The sequence below is a fragment of the Simiduia curdlanivorans genome, from assembly GCF_030409605.1.
Taxonomy (GTDB): Bacteria; Pseudomonadota; Gammaproteobacteria; order Pseudomonadales; family Cellvibrionaceae; genus Simiduia; species Simiduia curdlanivorans.
In genome coordinates, this window is the sequence record NZ_JAUFQG010000006.1 from 925,154 (window position 1) to 939,255 (window position 14,102).

Consider the following 14,102-nt stretch of genomic DNA (forward strand, 5'->3'; position numbering starts at 1 on the left):
CCTTAGCGCCTATTATGCATCCCATTTTCAGCTCCAACCGCACTCTACTCAGCGTGGCCATACTCTGGAGCCTTCTGTGTTGCCTGATCGCGTTTTTATTAGTCAAGCTGGATCAGCAGAGCCATGGCGCACTGCTGATTATTTTTCAAACCCTACCGCTCTATGGTTTGCTACTGTTTTTCGGCGCCTCCAATTACTACTTATGCTTGCGCCTACCACTGGCGAACACACCGATGCCCCTCATCTTAGTGGCGCAAAGTCTGGCCGCCGCGATAACCATTGGTTTGTGGTTATTGGTGGCGCTAGGTTGGAATTGGCTATTGGATCAAATGAGTTTCCACCGAGCCGAAGCCATGTACTTCGACTTACTTATTGCCAATATTCTTATCTCACTCGTGCTCTACGTGGTTTGGATTTTAGTGCACTACGCCTATTTAGGCGCAAAAGGCGACGAGCAAACGAGCGCCCGCTCGCTCGAACATCAACTGTTAATTAAAAGTATTGAACTTGAGGCGATTAAACTTACCGTACACCCACACTTCATGTACAACAGCCTGACCATGGTGGCTAACTTATCCTTAGCAGCACCGGAAAAAATTCACGACATCTGCGTAAAGATGTCCGACTTTTTACGCTACAGTGTCACTTACGGCAAACAAGACAAGGTGACATTTGGCGACGAAATCACCCACATCGAGAATTACCTCAGCATCGAGAAAGAGCGTTTCGGCGAACGCTTGCGGGTTGATATGGCGGTTGCGCCCGAGGCGCGCGATAAACCTACCATCGCGCTGGTGCTATTTCCGCTAATAGAAAACTGTATAAAACACGGCATCGGTTCGCAGTTCGAACCGGGCTTTATCAATATTGCCATTAGCCAACAAGACAATTTCACCCATATCTGCATTGAAAATAGTTTTGACCCCAGCGGGATAAAACCACGCAGCACAAAGCTGGGATTATCGTCACTGGAAAAACGCCTTGCGTATAGCTTCGGCCCCGCCGCGCAGATGAAAATACAAAAAAAGACAGGGCTATTCACGGTCGAACTCATGCTACCCGCGCTGATTCAAAACAGCATCAGCCTAACAGGAGGTTAAGTGCCCTTATGACTACCGATAGCAATGCCGATACCAATACCGAGAAGGCCAAAACGATTACCGCCATCGTTATCGATGATGAAGCGCACGCGCGGCAAGCGCTAATCCACCAGCTAAATGCCCACCCGCACATTGAGATTATTGCGCAATGTGAAAACGGCCTAGCTGCCGTTAAGGCCATCAATGACCTTCAGCCACAGTTGATTTTTCTCGACGTGCACATGCCAAAGCTCGACGGCTTTGAAGTGTTAGAGCTATTGGGTGACAGCGCACCGATCACCGTGTTTGCCACGGCCCACGACGAGTACGCTATCCAAGCCTTTGAAAATAATGCCTTAGACTACCTGCTCAAACCCATCAACAGCGCCAGGTTAGAAAAAACCATCGAGCGAATCGCGCAGCGTTTAAACCTACGGGATACCGACACCAGCGCAACCAAAGCGCTCATTCAAGACATCCGACAACAGCAAGCACCACTGCAGCGGGTGCTCATTCGAGATAAGGGCGACGTTCATGTTGTTGCCGCTAATGACATTATCGCGATCGAGGCGGCCGACGATTATGTGGTTATTCACACCAGCGCGGCCACGCACATTAAACAAGATAGAATCAATAACTTCGAGCAGCTCTTAGACCCAAGCCAATTTTGCAGAATTCATCGTTCCACCATTATTAACCTCGATTATCTAAAAGGCATAGAAACAGAGGGCAAAGATAATCGCTACGCCAATATGAAATTAACCGATGACAAGGCGAAACAATTTTCCATTAGCCGAAGTGGCTACACCAAACTTTTAGCGGTACTGTAAACATGCCGAACAATAAGCGACTATTCATCGCGGGTCAGTACCTCAAGCAACTCTATCTCAAACAGCAGATTCGAATTGGGCGCAATATGTTGACCGACTTGACGCTCGCCATAGGCCAAATGTGCAGGCACAAAGAGCTTTCGCTTTCCACCCACGCGCATCCCTTCTAGCCCCAAGTCCCAGCCTTTGATCACACGTCCGGTGCCAAAGACACACTGAAAGGGCCGACCCTTCAATGCGCTTGAATCAAACACGGTGCCATCTTCTAGCCGGCCGGTATAATGGGTTTTGATCAACGCGCCTTTGCTGATGAGTTTACCCTCACCAAGCACAATATCTTCGGCCTGCAAATCCTTGTTCATATATTTTATGCCCCAAGCAATAGGTAAATAGCTCGCCAAGATTACTCACCACGCATCGAAATGTCTAAACTAGAGCTGCGGTGAATGTACAGCTCTAGTGCTTAAATTGAGGCGATGATTACATATAACCGCTATTGAACCCAAACATCGCCGGTTCGCATCCCACACACCGTCACCTAGGCCGAATTCCATCTATCTGACGCCAACCACAACTCATCCCCGATCAGTTAAAGGGCGATTGTTCTCACTCCCCGCCTTGTGCACAATAGGCCGCAGACGAAATCCGCTACTATTTGGCTAAGGAATGAGCATGACGCAACTCAAGGCAGGAATGATCAACAGGTATTTGTCGATCGCAACGCTGTCATTGGGCTTTACCGCCTTAACACAAGCCGCTAGCTTCGACTTTGAAGAACACGAGATCGACACCAAATTGCCGCTTGTCAGCGCACCTTTCGCGGCTGATCTCATCCCAGGCCATGGTAAGGAAATCGCAGTTATTGTTAACGATGAAAAATCTGGCCGGCTGCTGCTAATCTACCAATACGAGCCAAACACTAGCACCTATATCGAGCGAGACCGCGTTGCCGTGGGCAGAGAGTTTCACACATTTGACCTGAGTAAGCCTGCTGCGATCCAGCAAGACACCTCAGAGCACGCCAAAGCCACACTGCAATCGCTATATTTTCTAAGCAGCCATAAGCTTTATAAGTACGCACCGGCGGACATAGATAAACCGAGTGCGTTAACCCCGGCGCTGACGTTAAACACGCTCATTCTTAAAGCCGAAGCCGATTTTCTAGCGCGCGGGCAATTCATCAAAGACATTAATCAAGATAACTATCCCGATCTTTTAGTAGCTGACTTTGAATCCACGCAGGTTTTTATTGGCACACAAAACGGTTTTGAATCGCAATCACTGCCCATAAAAGCCGATGTGATTGTCGACAACCGCGGCGCCACCTACGCTAGCCCGAAGCTTTTTTTGGCAGATATGAATCTAGATCAACGCTTGGATATCGTAAAAGCTGAAACCGGCTTGCTACTTGTTTATCTGCAAGACCAGCAGGAGCGCTTCGCTGAACAGCCAACCCAGGTGGTCACCGACCCGAGCATCAATGGTACAGATTGGTGGTACAAGCGCGACAACAACGGTGAAGAATTAGACCAAAGTGACTTAAGCTATCGAAAAGTTGATGAAATTAAAGACATTAACAACGATGGCCTATCTGACATGGTCGTGCGTTTCACCCAGAGCGCTGGCGTATTGGATAGAACCAATGATTACGAAATTTACCTAGGCCAGCTCATTGAAGGGAAGTACGCACTTCCCCTCAAACCCAACAGTAGTATTCAGGCCGAAGGCACCCTATCGGGCATAGAACTGGTTGATATTAATGGCGATGATATATTCGAAGTGATGCTGTCGGGTTTCGACATCGGCCTGACCCAAATTATCGGCGCCCTGATTTCGGGCAGCATCAATCAAGATGTCTACATCTTCGCCCAAGATCAGGCCTCTAACTTCAATGATACGCCGCTAATAAAGGAGAACGTAAATTTGAATTTCAGTTTGAGCTCTGGGCGCTCTGGCAGCGCCGTGGTTGAGCTCGCCGATCTCGATGGCGATGGCCATAAGGAGCTACTGCTGTCGAAAAACAATAAAGCTTTATCCATACACGCAGGGCTTGCAAAAACAGCGCAGTTTGAGCGCAAGGCAATTCGCTACAAAACGTTGTTACCCGAAGACAACAGCAAAATCAGCGTAATAGATATCAACCATGACAACAAAGAGGATATTATTTTTCACTACGGCAGGCTCGATAGAAAACAGCTATCGAATACCATTAAGGTTCTTATTTCGAAATAGGCTTTTCAAACTAGCAGGCTATAAAAAATTGCTGAAGCTACTCCTGGGGCTCGGCCCCTGTATAGACAGGGCCAATCAATTCCAAGTGGGTTAAGTAGACGCGGGTATCGAACTCAACTTGATGATAGTTCGGCAGCATATGGCAACACAGCTGGTAGAACGCCTTATTGTGTTCACTTTCTTTTAGGTGTGCCAATTCGTGCACGCAAATCATTTCCAGAAATTCCTCTGGTACTTGCTTGAACATACTGCTGATACGGATATCCCTTTTTGTTTTTATCTTATTACCTTGAATTCGCCCTTGGCTGCGATGCACGCCTAAGGCGTTGTGAACAACGTGCAGTTTATTGTCAAAAACAACGTTACTCAGCGGCGAGGATTGTTTTAAATAGCGGTTTTTTAACGCCAACACATAATCGCGCAGCTGCTTGTCATTGCCAACACTATGGGTAACGGGGTACCTTTCTCGCAAGAAACGGGTCAGATTTTTACCGTCAATTAACGCCTGCACCTGTTGCTGCAATCCAGTCGGATAATGAGCGAGGTATCTAGACACGGTCATTGATGGCAACCTACAGCGACATAATCATCAGCAGTGGCAATACTCATAGCACACCAAAAATTTTCCAAGCACCTAAACCCAGCACGGTTAACACCACCAAAGCGCCACAGGCATTGGCCCAGGGGCCATTCACATAAGCGCCTAAGATTTTCTTTTGGTTCATGATATAGAGTAGAAAAATGGCAACAACGGGTAGCAGAAAACCGTTGAATACTTGGGCAAAAACAATAGCCACCAATGGCTTAGTACCGAGTGCTGAAAACAAGGTACCCACAGCAACGATGGCAAGCGCCACCGCGCGGTACAAACGCGCTTGGCCAAGCACTGTTAATGAAAAAGCGCCACTCACCGCAAAAGCCGCCGCCATAGGTGCGGCAATGGCGCTGGTTAAACCGGCGGCAAACAATCCGAGTGCAAAAAACAGTTTTGCGCTGGCACCTAATAAGGGCTCTAACTGATGGGCCATGGTTAAGGCTGAATACACAAGGTCGGTCGAGAAAAAGGCGGTGGCCGCCGTGCCCATGATGGCAATGCTAATTAACCCACCCAAGGAAATAGACAGGCCGGTATCCCAGCGCGACAGCCTAAGCGCCTCGTCTTTATTGGCAGCACCGGCCCATTGCTTAGCACTGCTACTGGCGTGTAAAAATAAATTGTAAGGCACCACCGTTGTGCCGATTAAGGCGATTGCTACCAATAAACCGCCGTCCGGCAATGTGGGTTGCAACAGTGCATTTGCCATCGCCCCCCAGTTTGGCGATACCAATAAAAAAGTCAGTAAAAAAACCAAGCTCATCAGCACAACCAGCGCGATCAATACGCCTTCGAGCAAACGATATTTATTGATCCACAACAACATGGCCGCCAACAGACCAATGGCAATGGCCAGTACACTTTGCTCAATTTGCACAATGCTTGAAATGCCGAGTGACGCACCGGCAATATTGCCCGCCTCATAGGCAGCGTTGCCAAAGCCGATGGCACCAAGCACCAACAATATAGCCGCGCGCGACAACCAAACTGAGCGGATGTGCCGCTTCAAAGCTTCTGTGAGGCCATAGCCGGTAACCAAACCTAAACGCGCGGCCATTTCCTGCAGCACCCAGGTGGCGAAAATCGAAAAAACTAAAGCCCACAAGAGCGTAAAGCCAAAATTGGCCCCAGCCTGACTCGCCGTGGCGATAGTGCCTGGGCCGATAAACGCCGCGGCAACCAATAAACCGGGTCCAAATTTTTTCATCTGTTTACGCTTTCCAATAAAGAAGAAATATTTGCCAGCATTAGTATCGCTTAGAATACCAAAAACTAATACCGCTGCTCAGACCAAACCAGGTACCCACTTCTAATAACGTAAAATTGGTATTCTGAGCTATCCAATAGCGAGACATTGGCTATTCAAAGCTAATTTAAGGCTAACGTAATTTTACTAAGTAAAAGCTAGCAGCAATCGAAATCTTCCCGAATCCCCTACATTTAGCTGTGCCAATAGAGCCTTCAAGAGCATGATCAATTCTATCTGCCATGTGAAACCTCAATATGCCTCAGCAAGAGATTTATACTCAATAGAAGTGTACGTCAGATTAAAATTCGCTCATACGCTAATAATACCGTGTTTAAAAATTCAAAAATCAACCTAATATTCAGCAGTCGCAATCAATTGAATGCTAAGTACAGTAGCAGCTCAAAAAGTCGGTGGTGTTGAACTTATTCAACACCACCATTTACTAGGCGGATGCCCGTTCTTTATCCCTACGATGCACCCACTGATACAGTATGGGTAACACGAATAAGGTCAAAAGGGTTGAGGAAATAATGCCCCCGATAACCACGGTGGCAAGTGGCCGTTGTACTTCCGCACCGGTACCGGTATTGAGAGCCATAGGGATAAAGCCAAGACTTGCGACCAAGGCTGTCATTAACACCGGACGCAACCGAATCAGCGCCCCGTCAATCACAGACCTAGCCAGATCACCGGTTTCGTGCCAAAGGTCTCGAATAAAGGCCAACATGACTAAGCCGTTCAATACAGCCACACCAGACAGGGCAATAAACCCCACGCCAGCCGAAATCGACAGTGGCATATCCCTGAACCAAAGCGCTAACACCCCGCCCGTTAATGCCAGCGGTACACCCGTGAAGATAATCAACGAATCTTTCAATGAGCCGAAGGCCATGACCAATAAGCCAATGATGATCAACAGCGTTACTGGCACCACAATAGCCAAGCGCTGGCTGGCTGACTCCATTTGCTCGAAGGTGCCACCGTAAGCCAGCCAATAGCCGCTGGGCAATTCCAACTGCTCGTTGATTTTCAGCTTGACCTCATCGACAAAGCCGCCAAGATCCCGTTCGCGGACATTGGCGGTGACCACCACCCGACGTTTGCCGTTTTCGCGACTAATTTGCGCCGGTGCCGGTTTCAACTCCATGTCTGCCACTTCACTCAAGGGAACAAAATCGCCATTGGGTAAAGCAATTGGCAAGAAAGCCAAACTGTCGATATCCGTGCGCAATAGCTCGGGCAGCCGGACCATCAGCTTGAAACGACGGTCGCCCTCATAGATCAAACCAGCCTCTTCTCCGCCAACACCTGCAGCCACAAAATCCTGCAACTCATCTAGGCTCAAACCATAGCGCGCCAAGGTCATTCGCTTGGGCACAATGGACAGCATAGGCAAGCCTGTGACCTGCTCGACACGAGCATCCGCCGCCCCGTCAATTGCTTCAACAATTTCTAAAATATCGTTAGCCGTCGCAACTAATTGATCAAGATCATCGCCAAAAACTTTGATACCCAGATCCGTGCGCACACCAGAAATCAATTCGTTGAAACGCATTTGAATAGGCTGGGTAAATTCATAGTTGTTGCCAGGCAACTGGGTAACGGCCGCTTCCATCGCGGTAACTAAATCGGCTTTTGAGCGATCGGGATTCGGCCACTCACTGCGCGGTTTTAGAATAACAAAATTATCCGCGACGCTGGGTGGCATGGGGTCGGTTGCCACCTCCGGCGTGCCGATTTTCGCGTACACTTTATCCACCTCGGGAAATTCTTTAATCCGGCTCTCAAGAATTTCCTGCATTTTAACGGACTGCTCCAAGCCAGTACCGGGAATACGCAGTGCATGCAGCGCGATATCGCCTTCGCCTAGTTGCGGAATAAACTCCGAGCCCAGCGTTGTTAGCAACCATGCACAGAGCAACATTAGCGCAGATGCGCTGCCCAGTACTAACCAGCGCAATCGAAACGCGGCTTCTAGTACAGGACGATACAGCGATTTGCTAACAACAATGATACGACTTTCCGTTTCACTGATCTTGCCCCCCATAAACAACGCAACCGCGGCGGGTACGAAGGTGAGAGACAGTAGCATCGCCGACAGCAAGGCCATCACTACCGTTGCCGCCATGGGGTGGAACATCTTGCCTTCCACACCAGTGAGCGAGAATATCGGGATATACACCACGGTGATGATCGCCACGCCGAATAAACTTGGCCGAATCACTTCACCTGTCGCTGAGTAGACCAAATGCAAGCGCTCGCGCAAGTCCAGCTGCTTGCCGTTTTGATGCTGGGATTCCGATAGCCGTCGAATGCAGTTTTCAACGATGATGACAGCGCCATCCACAATCAAACCAAAATCCAGAGCCCCTAAACTCATCAAGTTAGCGGATACACCTGTGCGCACCATGCCCGTTAAGGTCGCCAACATCGACAGCGGAATCACAGCGGCAGTAATAAGCGCCGCACGGATATTGCCTAGCAAAACAAACAGTACAAGGATCACCAGCAAAGCGCCTTCCACCAGATTTTTTTGCACGGTGGCGATGGTTTTATCAACTAGCGTGGTTCTGTCGTAAACCGCCTCAACCTTGACGCCGCTTGGTAGTGATGGCCGAATAGCTTCCAGCTTGCGCGCCACATCTTGCGCTACAATGCGCGGGTTTTCGCCGACCAACATCATCGCCGTACCCATAACGGTTTCGCGGCCATCCCGCGTGGCCGCACCCGTGCGCAGCTCTTTGCCAATGGCCACGTCCGCCACATCTTTAACGGTGATAGGTACGTTGCCGAGCAGCCCTACCACTACGTTTTCGATCTCCGTAATGCTGGCCAATTGACCGGGCGAACGCACCAGTAGTTGCTGCCCATTGCGTTCGATGTAGCCAGCACCGCGATTACTGTTATTGCGGCGCAGCGCGTTGGCTACTTGATCCAAGGTCGCACCCATTTCCAACAAACGCTGAGGATCTGGTAGCACATGATATTGTTTGTCGTATCCACCAATAGTGTTTATCTCAACCACGCCAGGTACTTGAGCTAATTGCGGTTTAATAACCCAATCCTGAACTTCTCGCAGCGCCATGGCGTCGTAGGGTTCGCCGTTTTTCTGCGTCGCACTCGGCGAAGCCTCAATGGTATAGACAAAAATTTCGCCGAGGCCGGTCGCAATCGGACCCATCTCTGGCTCCAGCCCCAGCGGCAGGGCACCTTTAATCGCGGACAATCGTTCGTCGATCAGATTGCGAGCGTGATAGATGTCCGTGCCCTCTTTAAACACCACGGTAACTTGTGACAGTCCGTAGCGCGACAAGGAGCGAGTGTAATCCAGTGCCGGCAACCCATAGAGCGCGGTTTCTACCGGAAAGGTAATCCGCTGCTCCGCTTCCAAGGGCGAAAACCCAGGTGCTTCGGTATTGATTTGCACTTGCACATTGGTGATGTCTGGCACGGCATCGATGGGCAGGTGTTGATAACTCCAGACCCCGATGCCAATCAAAACCAGCATCAGACTCATAACGAGGTAGCGCCGCTCGATGGAGAGGCGCACGATTGCATTGATCATGTCTATCTCCAATTAATGATCGTGTGAGGCGCCGGATTTTTCAATATCGGCTTTGATTAAATAACTGTTGTCCACCACATAGTCGTCGCCAGCGTTCAATCCACCGATGACTTCCGTGTAGCGACCATCGCTGCGCCCCAATTCCAGCGGGCGTATCTCATAGCTGTCGCCAACCTTGATAAACACCACGGTCCAATCGCGAAACGTTTGTAAGGCGCGGTTGTCCACCACAAGCGGCACCTCTACTTCTTCTACATCTATCGTGCCGTTCACCAAATCTCCCGGTGCCATATCCCCTTCCGTATTAGTTAACAAGGCTCTGGCCAATACGAAGGGCGCGCCATTGGCGCTGGCTGTCATGTGGCTAATCTGGCTGTCATGTAGATGTTTATTGTGTTGTATATGAACACTTTGCCCGGCCAAAACTTGCTCGCGCTGGCTAGGAAAAACTTTGAGTTCAGCCCAGAGCGTTTCATTATTGACCAGTGTAAACAGGCGGGCATCGGACACGGATTCGCCCCGGTTAGCCGAACGCTCTTGAATAACGCCAGCCATGGGCGCACGCAGCTCATAGCTTTGTAAACTTTCGTTCGATTCAATAACCGCCAAAAGCGCGTCCTTTTTTACCGATTTACCCACGTTCACATACACCGCTTTCACCACGCCAGGAAAGCGGGCACGCAGCTCTGCCTTTTGATCGGGTGGTGTTGCCAAGCGACCAAAAACTTGTAAGTGGCGCTCGATCTTGCCAGCGCCTGCAACCGCGGTAGCAATACCCACTTTTTTCGCGATATCAGCGCTAATTTCAACCCGACCCTCGTGAGATTCCCATTGCCATTGGTGAGTTTTGCCTGCCAAGCGCAAATTCACCAACACATCAAAAGAATGAGGTTCAGTAACAACGCCAGCGCCTAACCAATACGCGTCTCGCGGGCGCTTGCTAAAGCTGAACACATCCTGCTGCCCGCCCAAGCGGGTCAGCGTCACGGTCAGTTCCGCATCGTCAACGGGTTTGCCATCAAGGCTAATCCAAGCGCGATATTCGGGCGGAACACCGCGTTCAAAAATAGCCAATTCCAATTTAATGCGGCCGTCTTGCATTAACTTTCCACCATTCGGGCCTTTTTGTCCTTCCTGCGGTGCATTTGCATTACTGGCTTGACCCGCGCTGTATGCATTCAGCGCTAAACCCAAAAACGGAATCAGCAACACTAGGGCCCAGCGTTTAAAAAATTGTGTCTTTTTTACGTTCATATCAACATCCTAAAATTGGTTTAGCGCAGCGATGACTCAGTCTGCTGATCATTGTTTTGTCCGCGCCCTGAAGCCAAAGACTCGGCCGTTAGCTGTTCAATTTCAGCGCCAAAGGTTAAGGCCGCTGCAGCGGCTTCAATTTGAGTATTTCGAGCGTTCAATAATTCCTGTCGGGCACTGACATAGTCGAGATACCCGTAGCGGCCACGCTGATAGGCAGCCTGAGTTTCTGTTAGCGCTTGCTCGAGTGCAGGAATGATGGTGCTACCTAGCGCCTTAACCGTAACAATCGCTTGTTTGCGGTTATGAAAAGCTCGAAACAGCTGCGTATGCAGATCGAGCAGCATCACCTCGCGCTGCGCAAATACTTGATTTTTTTCCGCTAGAGCTGTGGTCACCGCGCCTGAATTTCGCTGGCCGGAAAACAGCGGCATGCTGAAACCTGCCACCAATGCTGTGTCATCGGTTTCCTGCATTTGACGCACGCCCAAAGACCAACGGATGTCGGCGCGGGATTGGGTTTGTGCAAGCCGCAGCTCAGCGTCTTTTAGCCGCGACTCGGCCGCGAATATTTCGATTACCGGATTTTTTTCAACTTTGGCAAACAAGCTATCGAATGCCACGTCCTCGCCAAACTCAAATAGATTCCCTTCTACCTTGTCAAAGTCAGGCGTAGTCGAACCCCACAAAGCAGCGAGTGCTACTTTCATATAGATAAATCGTTGCTGCTGCGCAAGTAAAGCGAGTTTTGCTTGCTCAGCCGCGGCCTGTGCTCGCCTCACTTCAGCCTCGGGTGTTGCACCCGCAGCCGCTCGCTTTGTCACAATGCGCAAACTCTCGCCCGCCAAATCGCTGGCCTCGCCGGCTAATGCCAACTGCTCCTGCGCGGCAAGCACTTCGACGTAGCGGCGCGTCACTTCACCAAGCAAGGCTAGAGACGCCACCTGAAGCTTGGCATCAAGAACCGACCGACTATAAGAAACAACGCCCTGCCGAGCCTCCCGCTTATCGCCCATTTCGATCACAGAAGACAGGGCAATGGTTAGCTCACCGCTATCCACACCACTGAAATTTCCCGTGCCTGCAATATTTTCTGCCTCAAAACTCAACTCATATGCCGGCCGCAGCTGAGCAATTTCTGCTTGCCCTGTTAAGGCCGCATAACGATAGGGGAAAACCTTTAAAGACGGGTTTTGTGAGAGAGAGCGCTGTACGGCTTCTGTCAATGTAACGGTGGGTTTCACAGCGGTCGCGTTAATGACTGAAGAATACGTTAGAAACAATAAACCGAAGAGTGCGCAGCGAATTTTCAATGGTCGCCGCGCCAACGCGCAAAATATGGCCGTCGTATATGTTGAAAACATAGACTAGATCCTACTTATTTAAGATGATTTAAACCGCGCATGGCAGATAACTGCGACACGGAAAAACTTAATGAGTAAGATCAGGCTATCGGAGGGCGGTAAAGTGTCGACGCGGGGGCTTCGGGGAAAACAGAAGGATAATCATTGGGCAATAAACGTTTATGCAGCTCATTTATTTGCGTCAGATTACTGAACAAATAAATATGAAAATGGCAACTATGGTGATGGCAATCTGCTAGTGGATCGACAGGCAGGTTTTGATCCGAGCTTACGCTCGATTTTGTGGGTAATTCCGTTGAGCTAGGCTCCGAATGACTCTCTAGGTGGCGATGGGAATGGGACTCCAAGCCAACATGATCAGTGGGGTGCACGTCCGCCATAGCTTCCAAGGATTGGAAAACAATCAGTAATAGAAGCAGAAAGGACACGGCTTTTCGAATCATTGGTGGACTATACACTCAGCGGAATGAAATTGCTTGAGGGACTTTGCATTTTTGCCAATAGCATCAACCATCAACCTCGCCCTCTCATTTCTAACTCAATTTTAGTTAATTCACAGACACTGGAACACAATATTATTTCAATTCGGCGACGACGCATACAGTAGGAAGTTTGCAAAATGGCACTGGTAAAAAGATACTCAGCCAAGGTTATTTGAGGTAAGAGCGCAACACGCTTACAACTTCTTCAACATCGGCTTCGCGCGCTTCGGGTGTAATATCATGAACGCCTAAGTGCTCGCGAATATGGCTTTCCAATACTTCAGCCATCAAGCCATTCACGGCGCCTCGAACGGCAGCGATTTGCTGCAACACCTTGCTGCAATCACCGTCTTGCGCAAGTAACTTTTCCAACCCCTCGGCTTGGCCTTTAATCCGGCGAACCCGTGCGAGCAATTTTTGGCGCTGTTTGGCTGTGTGTGACATTGATTAGCTTCATCCTTATCATATACTGGGGTATAGTATATTCGTCACAAACCTGAGGAGCAACCCATGCCAACAGAACCAGCACAGCGCTATCACGATCATGTTTTTGACCAAGGCAACCCCTTGGCCGAGCGCAACACCCGCTGGGCAGTAATGCTGACTGTTGTCATGATGGTGGTAGAAATTACCTGTGGTTGGCTGTTCAACTCCATGGCGTTACTGGCCGATGGTTGGCACATGAGTTCGCACGCGTTAGCCTTGGGCCTATCGGTAGCGGCCTATGCAGCAGCGCGGCGGTTTGCGCAACACCCACGCTTCGCCTTTGGCACCTGGAAAATCGAAGTGCTGGGCGGATATACCAGTGCAATAATTCTGGTGGGCATTGCCGGGCTCATGTTTTTTCAATCGGTAGCACGGCTCTTAGCGCCCACCCCAATTCAGTATGATCAGGCAATTTTGGTAGCCATCCTAGGCTTGCTGGTCAACCTTATATGTGCCTGGCTGTTAAAGGGCGGGCATCATCACCATCACGACAGTGAAGATCATGACCATGACCATGACCATCATCACGACTTAAACTTGCGCGCGGCTTACCTACACGTAATAACGGATGCACTAACCTCATTGCTCGCCATCATTGCACTGTTCGGCGGCAAACTGTGGGGGGCAAGTTGGCTCGACCCGGTAATGGGTATTGTGGGCGCCATACTGGTAAGCATTTGGGCTGTTGGGCTCATTAAGAATACCGCCAAGATATTACTGGATGCAGAAATGGATAAACCCATCGCGGCCCAAGTAAAAGACCGCGTGCACGCGCAAAGACCAGCAACTGAAATTACTGATTTTCACCTATGGCGCGTTGGGAAAAAACATTATGCCTGTATTTTATCGGTGACTACGAGCTCGGCAGTGACAGCTGATTTGGTGAAGGAGTGGCTGAACAGCATCGAAGAATTAGTGCATGTGACGGTTGAGGTAAACCATGGCAGATCAAATGTATCCTAGATT

At 49.8% G+C, this 14,102-nt stretch carries 11 protein-coding genes; 4 read left to right on the plus strand and 7 right to left on the minus strand.

Annotated features, from left to right (window positions below; all coding sequences use genetic code 11):
* Positions 1 to 14: 14 nt before the first annotated feature.
* A complete protein-coding gene (locus tag QWY82_RS17885) occupies positions 15 to 1,100 on the plus strand; it encodes a sensor histidine kinase (RefSeq protein ID WP_290265102.1) in 1,086 nt (361 codons plus the stop codon).
* Positions 1,101 to 1,108: 8 nt separating this feature from the next.
* On the plus strand, positions 1,109 to 1,909 hold the full coding sequence (locus tag QWY82_RS17890) for a LytR/AlgR family response regulator transcription factor (protein WP_290265104.1): 801 nt from the start codon (positions 1,109 to 1,111) through the stop codon (positions 1,907 to 1,909).
* A 20-nt stretch (positions 1,910 to 1,929) separates the two neighbouring features.
* Here the strand turns inward: QWY82_RS17890 and QWY82_RS17895 are convergent, their stop codons facing one another.
* The gene (locus QWY82_RS17895; protein ID WP_290265105.1) at positions 1,930 to 2,271 is read right to left on the minus strand and encodes an FKBP-type peptidyl-prolyl cis-trans isomerase; all 342 of its coding nucleotides are present in this window, start codon (positions 2,269 to 2,271) and stop codon (positions 1,930 to 1,932) included.
* A 310-nt stretch (positions 2,272 to 2,581) separates the two neighbouring features.
* Here QWY82_RS17895 and QWY82_RS17900 point away from each other — a divergent pair, with 310 nt between their 5' ends.
* A complete protein-coding gene (locus QWY82_RS17900) occupies positions 2,582 to 4,141 on the plus strand; it encodes an FG-GAP repeat domain-containing protein (protein WP_290265106.1) in 1,560 nt (519 codons plus the stop codon).
* Positions 4,142 to 4,178: 37 nt separating this feature from the next.
* Here the strand turns inward: QWY82_RS17900 and QWY82_RS17905 are convergent, their stop codons facing one another.
* From QWY82_RS17905 to QWY82_RS17930, 6 genes are all read right to left on the minus strand, one after another.
* A complete protein-coding gene (locus tag QWY82_RS17905; RefSeq protein WP_290265109.1) occupies positions 4,179 to 4,703 on the minus strand; it encodes a YgjP-like metallopeptidase domain-containing protein in 525 nt (174 codons plus the stop codon).
* Between the two features lie 43 nt (positions 4,704 to 4,746).
* A complete protein-coding gene (locus QWY82_RS17910; protein WP_290265111.1) occupies positions 4,747 to 5,943 on the minus strand; it encodes an Nramp family divalent metal transporter in 1,197 nt (398 codons plus the stop codon).
* Between the two features lie 484 nt (positions 5,944 to 6,427).
* Positions 6,428 to 9,550 carry an efflux RND transporter permease subunit gene (locus QWY82_RS17915; protein ID WP_290265113.1) on the minus strand — a complete coding sequence of 1,041 codons (3,123 nt, stop codon included), beginning with the start codon at positions 9,548 to 9,550 and terminating at the stop codon, positions 6,428 to 6,430.
* A gap of 12 nt (positions 9,551 to 9,562) precedes the next feature.
* Complete coding sequence (locus tag QWY82_RS17920) at positions 9,563 to 10,804, minus strand: efflux RND transporter periplasmic adaptor subunit (protein WP_290265115.1); 1,242 nt, start codon at positions 10,802 to 10,804, stop codon at positions 9,563 to 9,565.
* Between the two features lie 20 nt (positions 10,805 to 10,824).
* Complete coding sequence (locus QWY82_RS17925; RefSeq protein WP_290265116.1) at positions 10,825 to 12,048, minus strand: TolC family protein; 1,224 nt, start codon at positions 12,046 to 12,048, stop codon at positions 10,825 to 10,827.
* A gap of 770 nt (positions 12,049 to 12,818) precedes the next feature.
* Positions 12,819 to 13,094, minus strand: coding sequence for a metal/formaldehyde-sensitive transcriptional repressor (locus tag QWY82_RS17930; protein ID WP_290265119.1), 276 nt, complete (start codon positions 13,092 to 13,094; stop codon positions 12,819 to 12,821).
* A 66-nt stretch (positions 13,095 to 13,160) separates the two neighbouring features.
* On the opposite strand from QWY82_RS17930, the gene dmeF reads away from it, so the two are divergent.
* A complete protein-coding gene (gene dmeF, locus QWY82_RS17935; protein WP_290265122.1) occupies positions 13,161 to 14,099 on the plus strand; it encodes a CDF family Co(II)/Ni(II) efflux transporter DmeF in 939 nt (312 codons plus the stop codon).
* The last annotated feature ends 3 nt before the right edge of the window (positions 14,100 to 14,102 follow it).

Bases quoted from the DNA above. Each gene is read 5' to 3' on its own strand.
- QWY82_RS17885 (WP_290265102.1), top strand. From the start codon at position 15: ATGCATCCCATTTTCAGCTCCAACCGCACTCTACTCAGCGTGGCCATA.
- QWY82_RS17890 (WP_290265104.1), top strand. From the start codon at position 1,109: ATGACTACCGATAGCAATGCCGATACCAATACCGAGAAGGCCAAAACG.
- QWY82_RS17895 (WP_290265105.1), bottom strand. From the start codon at position 2,271: ATGAACAAGGATTTGCAGGCCGAAGATATTGTGCTTGGTGAGGGTAAA.
- QWY82_RS17900 (WP_290265106.1), top strand. From the start codon at position 2,582: ATGACGCAACTCAAGGCAGGAATGATCAACAGGTATTTGTCGATCGCA.
- QWY82_RS17905 (WP_290265109.1), bottom strand. From the start codon at position 4,703: ATGACCGTGTCTAGATACCTCGCTCATTATCCGACTGGATTGCAGCAA.
- QWY82_RS17910 (WP_290265111.1), bottom strand. From the start codon at position 5,943: ATGAAAAAATTTGGACCCGGTTTATTGGTTGCCGCGGCGTTTATCGGC.
- QWY82_RS17915 (WP_290265113.1), bottom strand. From the start codon at position 9,550: ATGATCAATGCAATCGTGCGCCTCTCCATCGAGCGGCGCTACCTCGTT.
- QWY82_RS17920 (WP_290265115.1), bottom strand. From the start codon at position 10,804: ATGAACGTAAAAAAGACACAATTTTTTAAACGCTGGGCCCTAGTGTTG.
- QWY82_RS17930 (WP_290265119.1), bottom strand. From the start codon at position 13,094: ATGTCACACACAGCCAAACAGCGCCAAAAATTGCTCGCACGGGTTCGC.
- dmeF (WP_290265122.1), top strand. From the start codon at position 13,161: ATGCCAACAGAACCAGCACAGCGCTATCACGATCATGTTTTTGACCAA.